Origin of the sequence: Leclercia pneumoniae, assembly GCF_017348915.1 — a bacterium.
Classification (GTDB): Bacteria; Pseudomonadota; Gammaproteobacteria; order Enterobacterales; family Enterobacteriaceae; genus Enterobacter; species Enterobacter pneumoniae.
Map to the genome: position 1 here is coordinate 149,809 of NZ_CP071383.1, position 23,174 is coordinate 172,982.

At 55.0% G+C, this 23,174-nt stretch carries 19 protein-coding genes; 9 read left to right on the top strand and 10 right to left on the bottom strand.

Translation table 11 applies throughout. The annotated features are described in order from the left end of the window. Positions 1–76: 76 nt before the first annotated feature. The gene (locus JZ655_RS00710) at positions 77–2,107 is read right to left on the bottom strand and encodes an alpha-amylase (protein ID WP_207292756.1); all 2,031 of its coding nucleotides are present in this window, start codon (positions 2,105–2,107) and stop codon (positions 77–79) included. Between the two features lie 313 nt (positions 2,108–2,420). Here JZ655_RS00710 and JZ655_RS00715 point away from each other — a divergent pair, with 313 nt between their 5' ends. Further along, the gene (locus tag JZ655_RS00715) at positions 2,421–3,242 is read left to right on the top strand and encodes a protein bax (protein WP_207292757.1); all 822 of its coding nucleotides are present in this window, start codon (positions 2,421–2,423) and stop codon (positions 3,240–3,242) included. A 59-nt stretch (positions 3,243–3,301) separates the two neighbouring features. Here the strand turns inward: JZ655_RS00715 and xylR are convergent, their stop codons facing one another. The 4 genes from xylR to xylF are packed head-to-tail and all read right to left on the bottom strand — an operon-like array spanning position 3,302 to position 8,275. Next, on the bottom strand, positions 3,302–4,480 hold the full coding sequence (xylR, locus tag JZ655_RS00720; protein WP_040077890.1) for a D-xylose utilization transcriptional activator XylR: 1,179 nt from the start codon (positions 4,478–4,480) through the stop codon (positions 3,302–3,304). A 43-nt stretch (positions 4,481–4,523) separates the two neighbouring features. Further along, positions 4,524–5,705 (bottom strand): xylose ABC transporter permease XylH, encoded by a 1,182-nt coding sequence (xylH, locus tag JZ655_RS00725; RefSeq protein ID WP_040077891.1) that lies wholly within the window; start codon positions 5,703–5,705, stop codon positions 4,524–4,526. Beyond that, on the bottom strand, positions 5,683–7,224 hold the full coding sequence (locus JZ655_RS00730) for a xylose ABC transporter ATP-binding protein (RefSeq protein WP_207292758.1): 1,542 nt from the start codon (positions 7,222–7,224) through the stop codon (positions 5,683–5,685). The genes xylH and JZ655_RS00730 overlap by 23 nt, the downstream gene beginning before the upstream one ends. Positions 7,225–7,282: 58 nt before the next feature. Then, positions 7,283–8,275, bottom strand: a complete 993-nt coding sequence (xylF, locus tag JZ655_RS00735) for a D-xylose ABC transporter substrate-binding protein (protein WP_040077894.1) — start codon at positions 8,273–8,275, stop codon at positions 7,283–7,285. 371 nt (positions 8,276–8,646) lie between these two features. Between xylF and xylA the strand changes: the two genes are divergently transcribed. Both xylA and xylB read left to right on the top strand, forming a co-directional pair. Next, positions 8,647–9,969, top strand: a complete 1,323-nt coding sequence (gene xylA / locus JZ655_RS00740) for a xylose isomerase (RefSeq protein WP_207292759.1) — start codon at positions 8,647–8,649, stop codon at positions 9,967–9,969. Positions 9,970–10,032: 63 nt separating this feature from the next. Next, on the top strand, positions 10,033–11,487 hold the full coding sequence (gene xylB / locus JZ655_RS00745; protein WP_207292760.1) for a xylulokinase: 1,455 nt from the start codon (positions 10,033–10,035) through the stop codon (positions 11,485–11,487). 31 nt (positions 11,488–11,518) lie between these two features. Here xylB and JZ655_RS00750 read toward each other — a convergent pair whose 3' ends face one another. Continuing rightward, positions 11,519–12,514: an acyltransferase gene (locus JZ655_RS00750; protein ID WP_207292761.1), complete on the bottom strand. Its 996-nt coding sequence runs from the start codon at positions 12,512–12,514 to the stop codon at positions 11,519–11,521. A gap of 190 nt (positions 12,515–12,704) precedes the next feature. Here JZ655_RS00750 and JZ655_RS00755 point away from each other — a divergent pair, with 190 nt between their 5' ends. From JZ655_RS00755 to JZ655_RS00770, 4 genes are all read left to right on the top strand, one after another. After that, entirely contained in the window at positions 12,705–13,001 is a 297-nt protein-coding gene (locus JZ655_RS00755) for a YsaB family lipoprotein (protein ID WP_412098751.1), read from the top strand. A gap of 159 nt (positions 13,002–13,160) precedes the next feature. Beyond that, a complete protein-coding gene (gene glyQ / locus JZ655_RS00760) occupies positions 13,161–14,072 on the top strand; it encodes a glycine--tRNA ligase subunit alpha (protein WP_003860141.1) in 912 nt (303 codons plus the stop codon). Between the two features lie 9 nt (positions 14,073–14,081). Then, positions 14,082–16,154 (top strand): glycine--tRNA ligase subunit beta, encoded by a 2,073-nt coding sequence (gene glyS / locus JZ655_RS00765; protein WP_207292763.1) that lies wholly within the window; start codon positions 14,082–14,084, stop codon positions 16,152–16,154. 221 nt (positions 16,155–16,375) lie between these two features. After that, positions 16,376–17,995, top strand: coding sequence for an ABC-F family ATP-binding cassette domain-containing protein (locus tag JZ655_RS00770; RefSeq protein ID WP_207292764.1), 1,620 nt, complete (start codon positions 16,376–16,378; stop codon positions 17,993–17,995). 37 nt (positions 17,996–18,032) lie between these two features. On the opposite strand, the gene JZ655_RS00775 is transcribed toward JZ655_RS00770, so the two are convergent. Further along, on the bottom strand, positions 18,033–18,323 hold the full coding sequence (locus JZ655_RS00775) for an HTH-type transcriptional regulator (protein ID WP_046886264.1): 291 nt from the start codon (positions 18,321–18,323) through the stop codon (positions 18,033–18,035). Between the two features lie 330 nt (positions 18,324–18,653). On the opposite strand from JZ655_RS00775, the gene JZ655_RS00780 reads away from it, so the two are divergent. Then, positions 18,654–19,364, top strand: coding sequence for a DUF3053 domain-containing protein (locus JZ655_RS00780; RefSeq protein ID WP_040077902.1), 711 nt, complete (start codon positions 18,654–18,656; stop codon positions 19,362–19,364). Between the two features lie 244 nt (positions 19,365–19,608). Beyond that, positions 19,609–19,821 carry a transcription antiterminator/RNA stability regulator CspE gene (cspE, locus tag JZ655_RS00785; protein ID WP_032615822.1) on the top strand — a complete coding sequence of 71 codons (213 nt, stop codon included), beginning with the start codon at positions 19,609–19,611 and terminating at the stop codon, positions 19,819–19,821. 58 nt (positions 19,822–19,879) lie between these two features. On the opposite strand, the gene ghrB is transcribed toward cspE, so the two are convergent. From ghrB to JZ655_RS00800, 3 genes are all read right to left on the bottom strand, one after another. Then, a complete protein-coding gene (ghrB, locus tag JZ655_RS00790) occupies positions 19,880–20,854 on the bottom strand; it encodes a glyoxylate/hydroxypyruvate reductase GhrB (protein ID WP_207292765.1) in 975 nt (324 codons plus the stop codon). Between the two features lie 25 nt (positions 20,855–20,879). Beyond that, complete coding sequence (locus tag JZ655_RS00795; protein WP_207292766.1) at positions 20,880–22,160, bottom strand: MFS transporter; 1,281 nt, start codon at positions 22,158–22,160, stop codon at positions 20,880–20,882. Between the two features lie 75 nt (positions 22,161–22,235). Next, complete coding sequence (locus JZ655_RS00800; protein ID WP_207292767.1) at positions 22,236–23,174, bottom strand: sugar kinase; 939 nt, start codon at positions 23,172–23,174, stop codon at positions 22,236–22,238.

Consider the following 23,174-nt stretch of genomic DNA (forward strand, 5'->3'; position numbering starts at 1 on the left):
GGGCAAAAAACCCTTAGGGAAGTGAATTATGCTGTTTTAGCGCGCCTCGCCGAGGCGGCGAAGCGCGCATTTGGATTCAGTGTTGCCCAGCCCACACCACCATCACTTTGTCGTCATGATGCTGGCGCACAAAACCGTACCCCTGGCTCAGCGTCAGGGCGGTTTGCTTGCCTTCACCTATTGCCGGATGGCGAGCGCGGAACTGCCCAAGCAACTGCCAGTGCGCCACGGACTGCGCCTGTTTGCCGGTCACCTCCTGCCAGTTCATCTCCGAGCGGGTGCCCTGCAAAGGGTCCGAGCCGGTTGGGCCAAACGGGCGGGCAGACTCATCGCCATAGAAGATTTGCACCGTGCCGGGCGCCAGCAACAGCAGCTCCGCCGCCCGCGAACCGCCTTCGCGGAACAGGCGCGTATCATGTGACGAGAGGTAGCTCAGCACATTGAAGTCCTGTAATTTCTCTGCCATTTGCTGCCAGGTGAGATCCATGTCGGACAGGCAGTCCACCGCTTTGGCCGCTTGCTCCTGATAATCGAAATTGATCATCGCATCAAAACCGTGCTGGTAGTAATCGCTGCGCATTACGCCATGGCCCCAGGCTTCACCGGTCATCCAGAAGGGGGCGTCATCCAGCTTTTTATCGGGATTCGCCTGCTTCCATGCGACCAGCGCCTCGCTCGATCGCGCTTTTAACTGCTGCCAGGCCGCAAGCTCCACGTGTTTGGCAGTATCAACCCGGAAGCCGTCGATACCGTAATCCCGCACCCACTGACTGAGCCAGGTGACGAGGTAATCACGCGGGGTGGCATCGGGAAGCTGTTTCGCATGGGTATCGGGTTTGTGCTGATAAAAGTTTGGTAAACCCGATGGGGTGGTGGATTCGGTTTTTAAATCCGGTAAGAAGGCGAGCGACATGGTCTGGTCATCAAAGCCGGGGTTGTCGTAATCGCCAATGTCGGTTCGAATCCACTGCTTGCCCCACCATTTATCCCAGGCGGCTTTGTCGCTGAAATTGATGTAATCATTAAAGCTATGCCAGCTCTGTCCGGCGGCAGGTTTCCAGTCGGTCCAGCGTTCACCCAGAATCTTTTTTTGCTCATCGCCCTTAAGGTAAAGGGCGCCAAACTTAAACGCCTGCATATCCGCAAGGGTGGCATAGCCCGTGTGGTTCATCACCACGTCAAACAGGATACGGATGCCGCGGCGGTGCGCTTCGTCGACCAGTTGTTGCAGGTCTGTCTCATTGCCCATATTGGCATCAAGCCGGGTCCAGTCCTGCGTGTAGTAACCATGGTAGGCGTAATGGGGGAAGTCGCCTTTGGTGCCGCCGCCTACCCAGCCGTGGATCTGTTCCAGCGGGGAGCTGATCCATAAAGCATTCACCCCGAGCTGCTGCAGGTAATCCAGCTTGCTGGTGAGCCCTTTTAAATCGCCGCCGTGGAAAGTACCGATCTCCTGCATACCGTCTTTATGGCGACCGTAGCTATTGTCGTTGGTGGGGTCGCCATTCACATAGCGATCGGTTAAGACAAAATAGACGGTGGCGTTTTGCCAGCTAAAGGGGGCCGCTTTATCAGTTTCGGCGCGCTCGAGCAGCAACAGGCCATTACTATTGGCCGCAGGTCGCAGGGTAATTTTGCCCTGTTGAACGGTGGCAGTCTGCTTGCTGTAGAAATCCCGTACGACGCTGCCCTCCGGAAATGTGCTGCTGACATCCAGGGTCACCGGCGCGCCGTCCCATTTCGGACATTGACGGGTGACGCTGGCAACAGTCTGCGCGCTGGCGGTTTTGACACTCAACATCAGCGTCGGCGTGCCAGAGCGGGTATCGATCTGCATTTGATACTCACCGTCGCGAAACAGGCGCCACTGAGGCTTATCACCTTCACAGGGTTTGAGCGACAGCATCTCATTGAGTTTGACGGGGCCGGCCGGCTGCCAGCACGTCTGGTCAAAAATGAGGCTTAAAGGGCGTGTACCCTTCGCAAGCTTTGCATGGGCGGTGTACAGACCTGTGCCTTCTGCCTGAAAGGCAGGAAAACCGTCGGCCGACCAGTCGGCGCAGGCCATGGCAGGCAACAACACAAGCGCTAAAGCTGAGTGTTTCATTTTACATTCCTGTCGCAGCGTTTTGCCTATTTTGCCAGCAGGCTGGCAGCGCAAACTCCTCCCTGGACGAAAGGCTGAGGGAGGAGACGCAAGGGTGAGTGATCTCGCGCTAATTTAGCCACTTATCTGCGATATCGCGCACAATTTGCAGAAAATGATGCTTAACTGAGCAGCGTCCTGATGACATGGTTTCGGATTTAGACTATTTCTAAGGGTGCTCTGGAAGGGTATTTTTGTTATGATTTGAGATTCACCTCTCAATTTTGTGAAAAAAATAAGGTGTTGGAATGTTCAAATCCGACCAGGAGACCTAATGATATCGATTCCCATACGACGATATGGGGCCGCGATACTCATGTTACTCACCATGACATTTTCAGGTGGGGTGCTTGCGAAGACGCACACGGATACAACGAGTCACAAAGCCCATATTAGTAAGACGGTAAGTAGTAAGGTTAGCAGTAAACAAGAGTATTCTCGCAATAGTGTAAAGAGCAGTTCACTTCCTGATTTGCGAAAATACCCTTCCGGGACACCAAGGAAAAAAGCGTTTCTCCGGACGGTAATGCCTTATATCACAAGCCAAAATGCTGCGATTACCGCCGATCGTAACTGGTTAATATCTAAACAGTACGCGAGCCGCTGGTCTCCAGCTGAGCGCTCACGTCTGAAAGACATCACCAAACGTTACAAGATCAGTTGGTCTGGCAATACCCGCCGTGTTCCTTGGAACACCTTGCTTGAGCGCGTGGATATTATTCCAGGCAGCATGGTGGCAACCATGGCCGCAGCAGAAAGCGGTTGGGGTACCTCTAAGCTGGCCCGTAGCAACAACAACCTGTTCGGCATGAAGTGCGGAAAAGGCAGCTGTAATGCACCGGGTAAAGTTCGTGGCTACTCGCACTTTGATTCTGTCAAAGATTCGGTCAATGCCTACGTGGTGAACCTGAATACGCACCCGGCGTACAACTCATTCCGTAAGTCCCGCGCTCAGTTGCGTAAAGCGGACCAGGAAGTGACGGCGAGTACCATGATTCACAAACTGAAAGGGTACTCGACGCAGGGGCAGCGCTATAACAATTACCTGTTCTCCATGTATCAGGATAATCAGCGCTTAATTGCCGCCCATATGTAATCTGTTATCTTATAAAAACGCCTTCCATCCGGAAGGCGTTTTTCTTTACTCATTCAGCGTTAAATTAATACTTCGCTATGACGATCGCGATAATCCTTCGGCGTGGTGTCGTACTCTTTTTTAAATACCGAATAGAAATACTGCAGCGACGGATAACCACACATTTGCGAAATTTCGTTGATAGAGAGTGAGGTCGAAATTAACAGACTGCGCGCTTTCTCCAGTTTCTCGGCGTGGATCACCGCGTGGATAGTCTCCCCCACCTCCTCTTTAAAACGCTTCTCCAGATTTGAGCGGGAAATCCCCACCGCATCCAGGACTTGATCCACCTTTATGCCTTTGCAGGCATGGTTGCGGATGTAGTGCATGGCCTGAATAACCGCCGGATCGTTAAGCGAACGGTAATCGGTAGAGCGACGTTCCACCACGCGTACCGGCGGCACCAGCAGGCGTTGCAAAGGGAGATGTTCATTATCCAGCAGGCGGTGCAGCAGCTTGGCGGCCTGATACCCCATCTGGCGAGTTCCCTGCGCCACTGACGATAACGCCACCCGTGACAGGTAGCGGGTCAGCTCTTCGTTATCGATGCCAATCACGCACAGTTTTTCCGGTACCGGGATGTGCAGATGCTCGCAAACCTGCAGCACATGGCGTGCGCGGGCATCCGTCACGGCGATGATGCCGGTTTGCGGCGGCAAGGTTTGCAGCCAGTCGGCCAGGCGGTTCTGCGCGTGCTGCCAGTTTTCCGGCGCAGTTTCCAGCCCCTGATAGACCACCCCGCGATACTTCTCTTTCGCCACCAGCTGACAGAACGCATACTCCCGCTCGGCAGCCCAGCGTTTGCCGCTGGAGGCGGGCAGGCCATAGAAGGCGAAGCGATGTACCCCTTTTTCTTTCAAATGCAGAAACGCGCTCTCAACGAGCGCGTGGTTGTCGGTCGCGATGTAGTGCACGCCGGGATAATTTTCCGGCGCGTGATAGGACCCGCCGACGCCCACAATGGGCAGGTCGACATCTTTCAGCAGTTGTTGGATGACGTCATCGTCGTAATCGGCGATCACACCGTCACCCAACCAGTCTTTAATGTTTTCGATGCGGGTGCGGAAATCCTCTTCGATAAAGATGTCCCACTCCGATTGCGACGCCTGCAAATATTCACCAACGCCCTCTACCACCTGGCGGTCGTAGGCTTTATTGGCATTGAACAACAACGTAATGCGGTGGCGCTTCTCAAACATGGCACGCTTTTCCCAGTGTCATTGACAGGTGACCGATTTATCTTCAGGCACGTCGCTTGGTGGCTGAATCCATCCATACCGCCAGCAGCAAAATGGCGCCCTTAACGATATATTGCCAGAATGTCGGCACGTCCATCATACTCATTCCGTTATCCAGAGACGCCATAATAAATGCCCCCATCACCGCACCCGCCACGCTGCCAATCCCCCCGGCGAGACTGGTTCCACCAATCACACAGGCGGCAATCGCATCCAGCTCGGCGATATTGCCCGCAGAGGGTGAACCGGCTCCCAGACGTGAGCTTAAAATCAGCCCGGCAATCGCCACCATCAGGCCGTTGATAGCAAAGACGGCGAGCTTAGTGCGCTCAACGTTAATGCCGGAAAGGCGAGCGGCTTCAATGTTGCCGCCGATGGCATAAATTCGGCGACCAAATGCGGTACGCGTCGCCATGAACATTCCCGCCAGCAGCAGTAAAACCAGCAACAGCACCGGCGTCGGTACGCCGCGATAGTCGTTAAGTAACCAGATAGCGCCCAGCACGATCACCGCCGTCAGCGCCTGACGCCCCACGAATGGTGCCGCGGTGGGGGCGGCGAGCCCCAGCGCCTGGCGACGCATTCTGCCACGCCACTGCCAGGCGACAAACGCCATCAGGCCAATGGCGCCCAGGGTAAAGCCGATACCATCGGAGAGGTAACTTTGACCAATCTGCGACATAGAGGCGCTGGTGGGCGACACGGTGGTGCCGTTGGTAATACCAATCAGAATGCCGCGGAAGGCCAGCATCCCGGCGAGGGTCACAATGAATGAGGGCACTTTACGGTAGGCCACCCACCAGCCGTTCCAGGTTCCGAGCAGCAAGCCGAGCAGCAGGGTAACAACCACGGTCAGCGGCAGCGGCCAGCCCAGCCAGACATCAAAAATCGCCGCCACGCCGCCCAGCAGCCCCATCATCGACCCGACCGAAAGGTCGATCTCCGCAGAGATAATCACAAACACCATGCCCACCGCCAGGATGCCAGTTATGGCGGTCTGACGCAGCAGGTTAGAGATATTACGCGCGCTGAGATAAGAGCCGTCCGTCATCCAGGTGAAGAACAGCATGATCGCCACAATCGCGGCGATCATCACAAAGACCTGCAAATTCAGCGCTTTTAGACCCGAAAAGGCCCCTGGCGTTGGCACGGCGACTTTCACTTCAGACGGGTTGCTTTTCGACATGACGTTCGCTCCTTAATGCGGCTTCCATTACCTGCTCCTGCGTCAGGTTCTGGTTTTTCAGGTTGGCTTTGAGTTTCCCTTCGTGCATAACCAGCACCCGATCGCTCAGCCCCAGCACTTCAGGCAGTTCTGAGGAGATCACAATGACGGCAATGCCCTGCTGCACTAACTGGTTAATCAATTTGTAGATTTCATATTTCGCGCCAATGTCGATGCCGCGCGTGGGCTCATCGAGAATTAAAATGCGTGGATTGAGTAGCAGGCAGCGGGCCAGAATCGCCTTCTGCTGGTTACCGCCGCTCAGGCGACCAATCGCCAGATCGGGCGATGAGGTTTTGACCTTCAGACGTTGTAGGGAGTGTAAAATACAGTGCTGCTCGGCAGCATCGTCCAGGCTGCTCAGGGTTCCGGAGAACTGATCCAGAGCCGCAAGGGTGATATTTTTCCCCACCGCCATGACCGGCACGATGCCATCTTTCTTGCGATCTTCCGGCACCATGGCGATACCCAGGGTGATGGCCTGCTGACAGTTGTTGATGGTGACCGGTTGCCCGTCGATAAAGAGGGCCCCTTCGCGCCGGCCGGGCCAGACGCCAAACAGGCACTGCATCGCTTCGGTACGCCCGGCGCCCACCAGGCCGGCGATACCGAGGATCTCTCCCCGATGCAAAGAGAAGGAGATATCGTTCACGCGTTTAATGTGGCGGTTCACCGGGTGCCACGCGGTGAGGTGCTCCACGCGCAGCACCTCTTCTCCAATGGTGTGGGGTTCGTTGGGGTAGAGCGCCGTCAGCTCACGTCCCACCATCATGGTAATGATGTCATCTTCACTCATCCCCTCTGCGGCACGGGTGCCAATATGCTGCCCATCGCGAATCACGCAGATGGTGTCAGAGATGGCTTTCACTTCGTTCAGCTTGTGAGAAATATAGATGCAGGCAATCCCGTGGTTTTGCAGGTCACGAATGATGTCCAGCAATACCGCGGTCTCCTGTTCGGTGAGGGACGCCGTAGGTTCGTCGAGGATCAACAAGCGCACCTGTTTATTGAGCGCTTTGGCAATTTCCACCAGCTGCTGTTGCCCCAGCCCTAAGTCGCCGACTCGGGTATCGGGCGAGATCGCCAGGCTCACCTGCGCCAGCAGTTTCTCGCAGCGCAAAGTCATGGTGTCGTAATCCAGTACGCCGTGGCGGCTTAGCTCGGCACCGAGAAAGATGTTTTCCAGCACCGTGAGGTGTTTCACCAGCGCCAGCTCCTGATGAATGATGGCGATGCCTTTGCGCTCCGTATCGCGAATGTGGCTGGCCTGTAATGTCTCGCCCGCGAAGACGATTTCGCCGTCATAGCTGCCGTGGGGATAAATGCCGCACAGCACCTTCATGAGCGTGGACTTGCCGGAGCCATTTTCACCGCATAACGAGACGATTTCCCCGGCATTTAAGCGCAGACTAACGTTATCGACCGCTTTCACGGCGCCAAACGCTTTGGTGATACTTTTCATTTCCAGTAGATAAGACATAACTGCCCCGCATGCCCTGAGGAGAGATCAGGCCCCCGGAGGTGGGGGCCATACTGGATTAGAGTTCGCTCTTTTTATGGAAGCCGTCTTTGATGACCGTGGCGTCAATGTTCTCTTTATTGACTTCGATAGGGGTCAGCAGGCGGGCAGGGACATCTTTCAGGCCATTATTCAACGACGCATCCGCTTTAGGCTGCTGACCGTTGCCCAGTTCAACGGCAATTTCTGCTGCGGTGGTTGCCAACTCGGTGATGGGTTTATAGACCGTCATGGTCTGCGTGCCGGCAACAATGCGTTTAACCCCAGCGAGGTCGGCATCCTGGCCGGAGATGGCGACTTTACCTGCCAGCCCCTGGGCGCTTAATGCCTGGATGGCACCGCCGGCGGTGGCATCGTTGGAGGCGACAACGGCATCAATATGGTTGTTATTTGCCGTTAACGCGTTTTCCATAATTTTCAGTGCGTTTTCGGGTAACCAGCCATCGGCCCACTGATCGCCAACCACTTTAATCTTGCCGCCGTCGATATAAGGTTTCAGCACTTTCATCTGTCCCTGGCGGAACAGTTTGGCGTTGTTATCTACCGGCGAGCCGCCCATCAGGAAGTAATTACCCTCAGGCACCTTGGCCACCAGGCTTTGCGCCTGCAGTTCACCCACTTTCTCATTATCAAAAGAAATATAATAATCGATATCGGCGTTATTAATCATCCTGTCATAAGCCAGGACTTTAATACCTTCTTGTTTTGCTTCTTTGATGACGTTACTTAATACTTGACCGTTGTAAGGAATAATGACTAATACGTCGACGCCGCGGTTAATCATATTTTCAATTTGCGACATCTGGGTCTCTTCATTGCCATTGGCAGACTGAACAAACACTTTGGCGCCTAATGCTTCTGCTTTATTCACAAAAATGTCGCGATCTTTTTGCCAGCGCTCCAGACGGAGATCGTCAATCGCCATTCCGATTTTGACTTCTTTCGCATGACCCGCCGCGCTCGCCAAAACGAGAGAGGCGCAGAGGGTGAGGCATAGATTCTTTATCTTCATAATTTTATAGCCTTTTTGTAGGGTGGTGATGCTGAGATAAAAGAAACCTTCACTGCAGGAGACGCAACAAATTCTTAACGGGGAAAGGCAGGCTGGCAATTACAGATTTTTATCTTCTCGTTATGATATTTGGTTTATTTTCGAATTTATGACCGCGATCGGATTTTAAAAAACGTAAGCCATTAATTACACATCGATCTGGAATTAATGCCGAAAAATTAGCTTGTCTGCAGATTAATTTTGCGAGCCAGCGCACGTTTGCGCATTCTCTCAATAGCAGTGTGAAATAACGTAATTGAGCAAGCGGAAATGTCTATTCACTATTACTCCAGAATCACTTTTTCGCCGTATCCCTGATTATGGAGCTCAATATGCAAGCTTATTTCGACCAACTCGAACGCGTTCGTTACGAAGGGCCAAAATCCGCTAATCCATTAGCGTTTCGTCACTACAATCCGGATGAGCTGGTGCTGGGTAAGCGCATGGAAGACCACCTGCGTTTCGCCGCCTGTTACTGGCACACGTTCTGCTGGAATGGCGCCGATATGTTTGGTGTAGGCGCGTTTGACCGCCCGTGGCAGCAGCCTGGTGAGGCGCTGGAGCTGGCAAAACGTAAAGCTGACGTCGCATTTGAATTCTTCCATAAACTGAACGTGCCTTATTACTGTTTCCACGATGTGGATGTCTCGCCGGAAGGCGCGTCGCTGAAAGAGTACCTGAATAACTTCGCCCAGATGGTTGATGTGCTGGCTGAGAAACAGCAACAAAGCGGCGTCAAACTGCTGTGGGGTACCGCTAACTGCTTCACGCATCCGCGTTACGGTGCGGGTGCGGCCACCAACCCGGATCCGGAAGTGTTCAGCTGGGCCGCGACTCAGGTGGTGACGGCCATGAATGCCACGCATCAACTGGGTGGCGAAAACTACGTTCTGTGGGGCGGCCGCGAAGGCTATGAAACGCTGCTGAACACCGATCTGCGCCAGGAGCGCGAACAGATTGGGCGCTTTATGCAGATGGTGGTCGACCATAAACATAAAATTGGTTTCCGCGGCACGCTGTTGATTGAACCGAAACCGCAGGAGCCGACCAAGCATCAGTATGACTACGATGTGGCGACCGTATATGGCTTCCTGAAGCAGTTCGGCCTGGAAAAAGAGATTAAAGTGAATATCGAGGCTAACCATGCCACCCTGGCAGGGCACTCGTTCCACCACGAAATCGCCTCTGCTATCGCGCTGGGTATCTTCGGCTCTGTCGATGCCAACCGTGGCGATCCGCAGCTAGGCTGGGATACCGACCAGTTCCCGGTGAGCGTGGAAGAGAACGCGCTGGTGATGTACGAGATTATCAAAGCGGGTGGCTTCACCACCGGTGGCCTGAACTTTGACGCCAAAGTGCGCCGTCAGAGCACCGATAAGTATGATCTGTTCTATGGTCATATTGGGGCGATGGATACCATGGCGCTTTCCCTGAAAGTGGCGGCGCGCATGATTGAGGACGGCGAGCTGGATAAGCGCGTGGCAAAACGCTACGGCGGCTGGAACAGTGAGCTGGGCCAGCAAATTTTGAAAGGCCAGTTATCACTGACGGAGGTGGCGAAGTACGCTGAACAGCATAACCTGGCACCGCAGCACCAGAGTGGCCATCAGGAATTGCTGGAAAACCTGGTCAATCATTATCTGTTTGATAAGTAATCGCCCAACCCGTATGCCCGGCCGCACTATGCTGCCGGGTCATTTTGTTAAGGAGCTATCACTATGTATATCGGGATCGATCTTGGCACATCGGGTGTGAAAGCTATCCTGCTTAGCGCCCAGGGAGAGGTGCTGGCTGCGCATACCGAAAAACTGGATGTCTCGCGCCCGCATCCGTTGTGGTCTGAGCAGGATCCTGAACAGTGGTGGCTGGCGACAGATCGCGCCATGAAGGCGCTGGGCGCGCAACATAGCCTGCATGAAGTTAAGGCGCTGGGCATTGCCGGACAGATGCACGGTGCCACGCTGCTGGACAAAAACCAGCAGGTACTACGCCCGGCGATTCTCTGGAATGACGGTCGCTGCGGTGAAGAGTGCGCGATGCTAGAAGCGCGGGTACCTGATTCGCGTGACATCACGGGCAATCTGATGATGCCGGGCTTCACCGCGCCAAAGTTATTGTGGGTGCAGCGCCATGAGCCAGAGATTTTCTCCCGGGTCGCAAAAGTGCTCTTGCCAAAAGATTATCTGCGTCTGCGGATGACCGGCGATTTTGCCAGTGATATGTCGGATGCCGCGGGCACCCTGTGGCTCGATGTGGCGAAGCGCGACTGGAGCGACACCATGCTGGATGCCTGTCAGCTTTCCCGTGAGCAGATGCCCAAACTCTATGAAGGCAGCGAAATCACCGGTGCGCTCACCCCCTCTGTCGCACAGGACTGGAATATGCCTGCCGTTCCGGTGGTGGCGGGCGGTGGCGATAATGCCGCAGGTGCGGTTGGTGTCGGTATGGCCGATGTCGGGCAAGCGATGCTGTCACTGGGGACCTCCGGGGTTTATTTTGCCGTGAGTGACGGCTATCGCAGCAATCCGCAGAGCGCTGTGCACAGTTTTTGTCATGCGCTGCCAGGGAAATGGCACCTGATGTCGGTCATGTTAAGTGCGGCCTCCTGCCTGGACTGGGCGGCGAAGCTGACCGGGCTGGGCACGGTGCCAGCGCTCATTGACGCGGCGCAGCAAGCAAATGATGAGGCGGACGCCGTCTGGTTCCTGCCCTATCTTTCGGGTGAGCGTACGCCGCATAACAACCCCAACGCTAAGGGCGTCTTTTTCGGTTTAACGCATCAACATGGCCCTGCCGAGCTGGCGCGTGCGGTGCTGGAGGGTGTGGGGTATGCGCTGGCTGATGGCATGGATGTGGTACATGAATGTGGACTGCGCCCCACCAGTATTACGCTTATCGGCGGCGGGGCGCGGAGTGCGTACTGGCGACAGATGCTGGCAGATATCAGCGGGCATCAGCTCGATTATCGTACCGGCGGTGACGTCGGCCCGGCACTGGGCGCGGCGCGGCTGGCGCAAATCGCAGTGAACCCGAACACGCCTTTAGCCAATTTGCTGCCACAGCTGGCGCTGGAGCAGCAGCACCCGCCTGAGGCCGCGCGTCACGCACGCTATGCCGAGCGACGCGAGGTGTTCCGCAAGATCTACCAGCAGCTGCAGCCGCTCATGTCCTGAAAATAGAGCCGGGCGTCACGCCCGGCCTTGATTAACTGACAAAACGGCGCGTATCAATACGCTGCAACAGCATCGATAGCAGCAGACTCACCGCCACCGTGACGGTAAAAATCCAGACGATATCCAGCAATGGCCAGCTCTTCAGCTCTATGCCGCGCGTACGCAGGGCGTGGATCACCAGCGCATGGAAACCATAAATCGCCAGCGAGTGGCGGGAGATCAGCCCCAGTATCGGCAAGGGCCGGCTGTTCATGGTGTTTTTGGCAATGATCAGAAGCGACACCGCACAGATAAAGACCGCAGGGCCACAGTAGAGATACCAGGTGTCCGCAAAGGCTCCGCGCCATTGCAGTTCGTGCATTGTACCCCGCGAGATAACCAGCACCGCCGCCAGGAACAGGGCGGTAGATAACCCGGTCAGCCAGGGTTTACGCGTATCCATCATGCCCAGCGCGCGGCCGAGCATACCGTACAGCACGTAGTAAAAAGTATCGCCATTGATATAGAGATTAATGGGCAGCCATTCAAAACCGCCGATCTTTTGCGATACCGTATTCGGGTTCGCCACCACGCCGACCACCACCATCAGCGCCAGTAGCATCCTCCCGCTGACGTTCTTGACCTGGATGAGCGGTGACATCAGGTAGATAACGATAATCGCGAAGAAGAACCACAAGTGATAGAAAACCGGCTTCTGCAGCAGGTTTGTCAGCGAAAGTTCGCTGTTAATTGAAGTGAACAGTGCGATGTAGAGGAAAGCCACCAGGCTATAAAACAGCAGGCAGAGCCCGATGCGTAAAAAGTGTCGTGGGCGGGCACTACGCTCACCAAAAAAGAGAAAACCGGAAATCATAAAAAAAAGCGGCACGCTGACGCGCGACGCAGAGTTCAAAATATTGGCAATATCCCAGTTAACCAGGCTGACACTGTGGGCGTTGGTAATATACCAGGTGGTAGTATGGATCATCACTACCATTAAACAGGCGATCCCTCGCAGATTATCAATCCAGCTAATTTTTTCCTGCATCCTTCCCTCGGTTTCCTCATTAAAAAGGGTATGACTCTTGATTATCACCAGCCGCTCACTGGATAAATCTGAGTTTAGGCCGGTCCGTCTTGCCCAGGCGTGGCCTGATTCGCAGAATAGGGCACCTTATTCTATAAAGCGTAGAGTGTAAAAATAACCGCCACCGCTAAGGGCGATAATAAATATGATGATGCGTGCAATGTTACTGCTGTTACCCGCGCTGTTGGCGGGGTGTAGCTCGTCAGATGCGCCACCGCCGCAAACCGCACAGAACATTAAGGTAAGCCCAACGCGGTCGCTGGATATGGAGGCGTTATGCCGTGGCGAAGCAGCTCACCGTTACAATACCGGTACGCAGACTATCGACGTGACTGGGTTTGAACAGTTCCAGGGCAGTTATGAGATGCGCGGCCTGACATCCCGCAATGAGAACTTTGTCTGTTCTTTTGATGCAGAAGGGCAGTTTTTACATCTTTCTATGCGTTAATCCCGCTGCAAACAGCCTGCCAGGCCGCTTTCTGCCGCGGGCTAGCCCGCTTATTTCCCAATTTTCCTTAAACACCCCCGTTTCGTACTGTATATCTTCCAGCCGACGGGTATACTGATCCCTTCCATTTAAAACCACACGTATCCAGCACGAAATACTATGCAAAAGTTTGATACCAAGACCTTCCAGGGCCTGATCCTGACGTTACAGGATTACTGGGCTCGCCAGGGCTGCACCATTGTTCAACCTTTGGACATGGAAGTTGGCGCCGGCACCTCACACCCAATGACCAGCCTGCGCGCACTGGGGCCAGAGCCAATGGCCACCGCCTATGTGCAGCCATCCCGTCGTCCGACCGATGGTCGTTACGGTGAAAACCCGAACCGCTTACAGCACTACTATCAGTTCCAGGTCGTCATCAAACCTTCTCCGGACAACATCCAGGAGCTGTACCTCGGGTCGCTGAAAGAGCTGGGTATGGATCCAACTATTCACGATATTCGTTTCGTGGAAGATAACTGGGAAAACCCAACGCTGGGTGCCTGGGGTCTGGGCTGGGAAGTGTGGCTGAACGGCATGGAAGTGACGCAGTTCACTTACTTCCAGCAGGTGGGTGGTCTGGAATGTAAACCGATCACCGGTGAGATCACCTACGGTCTGGAACGTCTGGCGATGTATATTCAGGGCGTAGACAGCGTTTACGACCTGGTCTGGAGCGACGGCCCGCTGGGTAAAACCACCTACGGCGACGTGTTCCATCAGAACGAAGTGGAACAATCCACTTATAACTTCGAATATGCGGACGTGGACTTCCTGTTCACCTGCTTCGAGCAGTATGAGAAAGAAGCGCAGCAACTGCTGGCGCTGGAGACTCCGCTGCCGCTGCCAGCCTACGAGCGTATTCTGAAGGCCGCCCACAGCTTCAACCTGCTGGACGCCCGCAAAGCTATCTCCGTGACTGAACGTCAGCGTTATATCCTGCGTATTCGCACCCTGACCAAAGCCGTTGCAGAAGCTTACTATGCGTCCCGTGAAGCCCTTGGCTTCCCGATGTGCAACCGAAACAAATAAGAGGCGGCCATGTCTGAGAAAACTTTCCTAGTGGAAATCGGCACCGAAGAGCTGCCACCAAAAGCCCTGCGCAGCCTGGCTGAATCTTTTGCTGCGAACGTGACTGCCGAGCTGGATAACGCCGGCCTGGCGCACGGTAAAATTGAGTGGTTTGCTGCACCGCGTCGTCTGGCGCTGAAAGTGGCCAGCCTGGCGGCGTCACAGCCGGATCGTGAAGTGGAAAAACGTGGCCCGGCCATTGCACAGGCATTCGATGCTGAAGGCAAGCCGAGCAAAGCGGCTGAAGGCTGGGCGCGCGGCTGCGGGATCACCGTGGACCAGGCTGAGCGTCTGACTACTGACAAAGGCGAGTGGCTGCTCTATCGCGCCCATGTCAAAGGCGAAAGCGCAGAAGCGCTGCTGCCAAACATGATCGCCACGTCGCTGGCGAAACTGCCGATTCCAAAACTGATGCGCTGGGGCGCGTCCGACGTGCACTTCGTGCGTCCTGTTCATACCGTGACCCTGCTGCTCGGCGATACCGTCATCCCTGCGACCATTCTGGGCGTTGCGTCCGATCGCGTGATCCGCGGCCACCGCTTCATGGGCGAGCCGGAATTCACCATCGATAACGCAGACCAGTATCCACAGATCCTGCTGGAGCGCGGTAAGGTCATTGCCGACTACGAACAGCGTAAAGCTAAAATCAAAGCGGACGCCGAAGAAGCGGCACGCCAGATTGGCGGAAACGCTGACCTGAGCGACAGCCTGCTGGAAGAGGTGACCTCTCTGGTGGAATGGCCGGTTGTGCTGACCGCGAAGTTCGAAGAGAAATTCCTGGCCGTTCCGGCAGAAGCGCTGGTTCACACCATGAAGGGTGACCAGAAGTACTTCCCGGTTTACGCCAACGACGGCAAACTGCTGCCGAACTTTATCTTTGTGGCGAACATCGAATCCAAAGATCCGATCCAGATTATCTCCGGTAACGAGAAGGTCGTGCGCCCACGTCTGGCGGATGCCGAGTTCTTCTTTAACAGTGACCGTAAAAAACGTCTGGAAGATCACTTGCCGCGCCTGCAAACCGTGCTGTTCCAGCAACAGCTGGGTACGCTGCGCGACAAGACCGACCGCATTGCGGAACTCTCCGGCTGGATCGCCCGTGAAATCGGTGCGGACGTCAACCACGCCACCCGTGCGGGCCTGCTGTCCAAATGCGACCTGATGACCAACATGGTCTTCGAATTCACCGACACCCAGGGCGTGATGGGCATGCACTATGCGCGCCATGACGGTGAAGCAGAAGATGTGGCCGTGGCCCTGAACGAGCAGTATCAGCCACGCTTTGCGGGTGACGATTTGCCGTCTAACCCGGTAGCCTGTGCCGTGGCGATCGCCGATAAGATGGACACCCTGGCGGGTATTTTCGGTATCGGTCAGCATCCTAAAGGCGACAAAGACCCGTTTGCGCTGCGTCGTGCCGCGCTCGGCGTGCTGCGTATCATCGTTGAGAAGAACCTCAACCTGGATCTGCAGACTCTGACCGAAGAAGCGGTGCGCCTGTACGGTGACAAGCTGACCAACGCGAAAGTCGTGGATGATGTTATCGACTTTATGCTCGGCCGTTTCCGTGCCTGGTATCAGGATGAAGGCTATACCGTTGATACCATTCAGGCGGTGCTGGCCCGTCGTCCGACCCGTCCGGCCGATTTCGATGCGCGTATGAAGGCGGTTTCCCACTTCCGTACCCTGGACGCCGCGGCCTCGCTGGCAGCAGCGAACAAGCGTGTTTCCAACATTCTGGCGAAGTCGACCGATAAGCTTAACGAACGCGTAAACGCTGCGACCCTGAAAGAGCCGGAAGAGATCGCTCTGGCGATGCAGGTTGTGGTGCTGCGAGACAAACTGGAACCGGTCTTCGCTGAAGGTCGTTACCAGGAAGCGCTGGTGGAGCTGGCAGAGCTGCGTGACGTTATCGATGCCTTCTTTGAGAAAGTGATGGTGAACGTAGAAGATAACGATCTGCGTATTAACCGTCTCTCTATGCTGGAAAAACTGCGCGAGCTGTTCCTGCGCGTAGCGGATATTTCGCTCCTGCAGCAGTAATATGGATGTGAGAAAAACCCGCCTGTTGGCGGGTTTTTTTATCGCTACAGGGTGGTGAAAAAATAACCTTGCCCCCGGCGGCGCACACGCGTTATCCTGACACCCGTTAAATTTCCCTCAGGAGCGCTCCCCCAAAATGAACAACCACGCCTAATGAACCTCGATCCTTGCCGCACGCGACCGCGTCAGCAGGGGATAACCGATTTCATTCAGGAGTGCTTATGGCTCATTTTGCGCAATCCCCCTCTTTTATATTGCAACAGGTCACCTGTCAGTTTCCCACAGGCGAAACGCTTTTCGGTCCGCTTACGCTGTCACTGGATAACGCCCTCTGCGCGCTGGTTGGCCGTAACGGCAGCGGCAAAACGCGTCTGCTTCGTCTGCTGGCCGGGCTCGAAAAACCGGCCAGTGGTCATCTGGAACGATCGGGCAACTGTCTGTATGTGGCACAGCAGCAAGACATCTCTCCAACCACCACGCTGGCCGGGCTACTGGGTTATGAGGCTATTTTTGCCGCCCGTAAACGGATCGACAGGGGAGATTATCAGCCCGAGGATCTGGAGCTGCTCGACGGGTGCTGGGATCTCCACGAGCGCCTGACTGAGGCGTTTATCGATGCCCGTCTTCCTGCCTTTGACCCCGATCGCTACGCTGCAGAGTTAAGCGGCGGCGAACGTATGCGCGCGCTATTGTGCGGGGCGTTTACCGCTAATGCTGACTACTTACTGCTGGACGAACCCACCAATCACCTCGATCAGCAAGGTCGGGCATGGTTTTATGCGGCGCTGGCCCAAAGAAAAGGTCGTGCGCTGGTGGCGACCCACGATCGTGAACTGTTGTCACAGGTGCCCCGTATTCTGGAGTTGGGCCCAGCGGGCCTGCGGAGTTACGGCGGGAACTATGCCGATTATCAACGCCAGCGTAATGCCGAACAGCAAGCTGCCCGCTCGGCGCTGGAGCATGCGGCGACGGAGCGCAAACGCGAGCGCGCGCGAATGCAGAAAGAGCATGACGACAGTCTGCGTCGATCGGCGAAAACCCTGCGTACGGTCGATAATCTCAATATTGCCTCCTTTGAACGCGTCAAATACAAAGCGGCGGCGAAGGAGCGGCCCGGTTCGTGGCGCAGGCAACATAACGAGCAAAATATCACCCTGAATACCGCCGTCAGCGAGGCGCGCAAGCGGGTTGAGGAGGATAGCCCGGTGATGTTTACCCTGCCCGGCAGCCAGATTGCGCAGGGAAAACAGGTCGTGGTTCTGGAAGAGCTTGTCCTGCCTTATCTCGCCTTGCCGCCGCTCAACTGGCGTCTGGAGGGGCCAATGCGCGTGGCGATACGCGGCCCAAACGGCTGTGGGAAATCGACCCTGCTGAAAGTGATTCTCGGGGAGTGTCCGCCAGTATCGGGTACATGCCGTGTATCGGTCAAAACGGCTTATCTTGATCAAAACCTTTCCCGGCTGGATTTGTCGCAATCGGTCATGACCCATCTCAATCTGCACAATACGCCGCTGGAAGAGGGGGTGCTACGAAGTCGGCTGGCGCAACTGCAGCTGGGAGCAGAAAGCGTCACGTTGCCGTTGGCTGAACTGAGCGGCGGTGAGCGGTTAAAAGCGGCGCTGGCCTGTGTGCTGTGGCGAGAGGAGACGGCCCAACTGCTGCTGCTGGATGAACCGACCAACCATCTCGATCTGGCATCCGTACAGGCAATTGAAGCGGCGCTGGCTGATTTTCCGGGGGCGGTGATAGTGGTTTCGCATGATAACGCGTTTCTGGAGAACCTGGCGTTGACCCATGAACTGCTGTGGCGCGAGGAGGGGTGGTACTGTCGTGCGCGCTAAGATCACAAACCCCCGCTTATGCGGGGGTTAAACTCATTTACTTCACTGTCTGCTTGCTGAGGGCAGGGCTTGCCTGAATCAGGCTCATTAGCTTCAGCTCACTTGGGGTGGGTTTTTCTCTTTTCGACTCCCACTCCTGCACCATAGCCACGCTAACACCCATTGCTCTGGCGAAATCATCTAACTTGAGGCCTGTTCCTTTACGTAAACGCTCGAATTCAGTAAAGGGATTAGACTTCTGCGTCAGGGTAACCGTCTGCGGTACATCCTTAAAAACAATTTGTTCAAGACTGCTCAGCAACTCAAACGTCGGATCTTTTAATTCCATTGAGAACTCCTCTTAAATCGCACAACGGGATCAAGAACATCAAAGAGCAAATTAAGAATAGTCGGTAAAACAGACAACAGATCGTCACGTGCGTGATTAATTGCAGGCCATACGTTTGGTTTGGATGATCCAGAGATAGATTTGCATGCTAATGATCTGATTTTTCGATAGTTGGTTTGACAATGTCGAATTTTGTAAATCGTAAGAATTTTATTCGCACAAGCCGTTTTATATGAAAAGAGTATCTTGCCGGCTTCAGCTGGACTATTCTTGTGGGCGTCGGGCACGCGTGTGCTGGTGTGCGTTTTTTGGGTGAAAGGAGTATTAAAAATGGCGACAGGAAAGTCCTGCTCTCGCTGGTTTGCGCCGATTGCGGCGTTACTGATTGTAGTTGGCCTGAGTGGGTGTTTCGATAAAGAAGGCGATCAGCGTAAAGCGTTTATCGATTTTCTGCAAAATACCGTGATGCGCAGTGGTGAGCGTCTGCCTACGCTGACTGCGGATCAGAAAAAACAGTTTGGTCCTTTCGTCTCCGATTACGCCATTCTGTATGCTTATTCACAGCAGGTTAATCAGGCGATGGATTCCGGCTTGCGTCCAGTGGTCGACAGCGTAAACGCCATACGTGCGCCGCAGGATTATATGACCCAGCGCGAACCGCTAAGCCAGTCAAATGGTGCGCTTGGGGTACTGAGCCAGCAGCTGCAAAATGCCAAAATGCAGGCCGATAGCGCCCATTCAGCCCTGAAGCAGGCCGACGATTTAAAACCGGTGTTCGACAAAGCCTTTGCGAAAGTGGTGACTGAACCTGCCCAGGCTATGCAGCCCCTCATTCCGGCTGCGCAGATCTTTACTCAGCAGCTGGTGCAGGTGGGTGACTTTATTACCCAGCAGGGCACGCAGGTGAGCTTCGTCTCGGGCGGTATTCAGTTCCCGACCTCCCAGCAGGCCAGTCAGTACAATACCTTGATCGGACCGCTGGCGTCTCAGCACCAGGCATTTAGCCAGGCGTGGAGTTCGGCAGTTGCTGCCACCGAATAAAATAAAAAACCCCGCAAGAAGCGGGGTTTTTTGTCTGTAGCTAAAATAAAGCTTGTCATTCATCTACCACATCGGTATAACTATCCCCGTCGGTTTGTTACACAGACCTAAAGCAGTTTAGTTAAGCAGTCCAGATGAGTTATCCATAGATACCCTTCGTAGTGACCCTTCCTTCATCGCTTAAAAATCTGTAACGCAACCATCGCGCCGGAAGGCACAACAAATTTTTAATAAGGTAATTTCTATGTCTGGTAAAATGACTGGTCTGGTAAAATGGTTCAACGCTGATAAAGGTTTCGGCTTCATCACTCCTGACGATGGCTCTAAAGACGTGTTCGTACACTTCTCTGCTATCCAGAACGATGGCTACAAATCTCTGGACGAAGGTCAGAAAGTGTCCTTCACCATCGAAAGCGGCGCTAAAGGCCCAGCAGCTGGTAACGTTGTAAGCCTGTAAGCTTCAACTCAGCAGCACATGAATTCAAAAACCCGCCTTCTGGCGGGTTTTTTCGTTTCTAGCCTTTTATCTGCGGGTTCACGCAGTTTTTCTCGACCTTACCCTCAAGGGCATTGATAAGGTTATCCACCGCCGTCGCCGCCATGTTGTAGCGAGTTTCGTGCGTGGCAGAACCAATATGCGGCAGCGCAACCACGTTCGGAAGTTGGAGCAGCGGTGAATCAACGGGCAGCGGCTCCTGCTCAAACACATCCAGACCTGCGGCATGGATCTCCCCGTTTTGCAGCGCTTCAATCAACGCTTTTTCATCCACGACCGGACCGCGACCCGCATTGATAAAGATAGCCGACGGCTTCATCTTCGCGAACGCGTCCTTACCTATCAGATGATAGGTCTCATCCGTCAGCGGCAGGATCAGACAGACGTAATCGGCTTCCTGAAGCAGGGTATCCAGCTCGCAGTAGCGTGCATTGAAACGCTCTTCAGCCTCGCTGTGGTGGCGCCGGGCGTTATAAAGAATCGGCATGTTAAAGCCGAAGTGCGCGCGCTGCGCCAGCGCCAGGCCAATACGACCCATGCCAACAATACCCAATGTCTTGCCGTGAACGTCCACGCCAAACCAGTCTGGTCCGATGCTTTTGGTCCATTCACCTGCTTTAACCCGTTCAGCCACCTCCACCACGCGGCGAGCGCTGCTCAGTATCAACGCCATCAGCGTGTCGGCCACGGTTTCGGTCAGGGCATAGGGCGTGTGCATCAGAAAGACATGGCGGGCATTCAGGGCATCCACGTCGAAGTTGTCATAGCCAACGGAGATGGTTGAGGTGGCACGTAGCGCCGGCATTTTTTCCAGCAACGCAGCATCTACTTTTTCGCTTGAACCCAGCAGACCGACGGCACGGCTAAAGGCATCGGCGTGCTGCGCCACGGTATCCGGGCTGAGGTCTTTTACCTGGGTCACCGTGAAGTGTGATTCAAGGCGTTTTTGCAGATCTTCAGGCAGTGCTTTATACAAAATGACGGACGGCTTCATGCTAATCTCCGTTGATGTTAAGGGTTCAGGCGTGGCGTGCGCCGGCAGGTAACTGCTGATTATTAGCAGGCTTAACAATCAGAGTAAGCCACACCGACACGAAAAGTGCTACCCCCATAAATATGTACGAGGCGGATGGACTGCCGGTGGCGCCGTTGAGATAGCCCACAAACCAGGAGCCTAAGAACGAGCCCAGCGCGCCCATACTGTTGATTAAGGCCATTGCGCCGCCTGCCACATTACGCGGCAGCATTTCCGGGATGATGGCAAAGAACGGGCCGTAAGGGGCATACATTGCCGCACCGGCGATCACAAGCAGGGTATAAGAGGCCCAGAAGTGGTTGGCACCTACCGCCCAGGAGCCGATAAAGGCACAGGCAGCAATCAGCAACAGCGGCCAGACGAAGAGTTTACGGTTCTGCAGTTTGTCCGATGCCCAGGAGGCGATGATCATCGCAATGGTGGCGGCCAGGTAAGGAACAGAAGAGAGCCAGCCCACTTCGACCATGCCGAGGTTTTCACCGCCGCTACGAATAATCGATGGCAGCCACAGCACAAAGCCATACACCCCGATGCTCCAGGCGAAGTACTGCATGCAGAGCAGGATAACGTTGCGTGAGCGGAAAGCTTCGCCGTAGTTTCGCACCGCTTTCAGCCCCTGCTGTTCTTTATCCAGCTGTGCCTGTAGAGCCGATTTTTCATCTTCAGAGAGCCAGTTCACCTGAGAGGGTTTGTCTTTTACCAGCACCCACCAGCAGAAGGCCCAAATCACCGCCGGGATCCCCTCGATGATAAACATTTCTCGCCAGCCGAAAGACTGAATGAGATAGCCTGAGACCACCGACATCCACAGTACCGTTACCGGGTTACCGAGGATCAGGAAGGTATTGGCCCGTGACCGCTCGGATTTTGTAAACCAGTTGCTGATGTAGATAAGCATCGCGGGCATGACCGCCGCTTCCACCACGCCGAGGATAAAGCGAATCGCCGCCAGCGCCGGTATATTGTTAACGACCCCGGTAAGGGAGGCACAACCGCCCCATAAAATCAGGCAGATGAAAATCAGTTTGCGCACGCTGCGACGTTCCGCATAGATGGCGCCCGGGATCTGGAAGAAGAAGTAGCCCAGGAAGAACAGGGCACCCAGCAGGGAAGAGATGCCCTTAGTGATCCCCAAATCTTCGGTGATCCCCGCGGCTGATGCGAAACTGAAGTTCGCGCGGTCAAGATACGCCAGGCTGTACGTGATAAACACGATCGGCATGATGTACCACCAGCGTTTTACTGCATTCGTCGAGCTGTTCATAGGCTTGCCTCTGTGGTTGAGGTAATGACCGCCGTTGTCTGTAGGGTACACGGTGGTTCTGTGATGTTGCGGGGGTTATTCCCCCAGTTGGCTACGCGTGGGTAATCCTTCGCTGTCGCCCTGCACCTGGATCGCCAGCGATCCGATTTTGTTACCGCGTGAGATAGCCTGTTGCAGCGTTTTGCCTTCCAGCAGGGCGCTAATCACCCCCACGGCAAAACCATCGCCTGCGCCAACCGTATCAACGACGTTGTCCACTTTTACCGCGGCCACGGCACCTTTCTCGCCGCTGCTGGTTTTAAACCAGGCGCCATCGGCACCGGTTTTCAGGACCACCGCCTTCACGCCTCTATCAAGGTAGAAATCTGCAATCCCTTCCGGCGTGCGTTGCCCGGTAAGGATGATGCCCTCGTTCACGCCGGGTAAGACCCAGTCAGCCTGGAAGGCTAACTGGTTAAGTTTTTCAACCATCTCCGCTTCGCTTTTCCACAGCACCGGCCGCAAATTGGGATCGAAAGAGAGGGTTTTGCCTGCGGCTTTCATTGCGCCTGCAGCGTGATCGAGCAGGGCCCATGAACTCGGCGACAACGCCGCAGCCACGCCGCTCAGGTGCAGATGTCGTGCGGTGGTAAAATAGGCCGGATTAAAATCCTCCACCGACAGATGGCTGGCGGCAGAACCTTTGCGGAAATACTCCACAATGGGATCGGTTCCATCCTCGACCTTAGATTTCAGCTGGAAGCCGGTTGCGAAGCAGCCATCCAGGGTAACGCCCGAGGTCTCTATCCCCTCTTTTTTCAGGGCGCTAAGGATGAAATGACCGAAGCTGTCGTCGCCCACGCGGCTGACCCAGCCCACTTTCAGACCCAGGCGCGCCAGCCCGGTGGCGACATTGAGTTCGGCGCCAGCTACACGTTTAAAGAAATGTTCAACCTGGCTTAGCTCGCCAGGCTCGCTGGCCACAAACATGGCCATGGCTTCGCCAATGGTGATGACATCCAGTGCTTGCGGCAT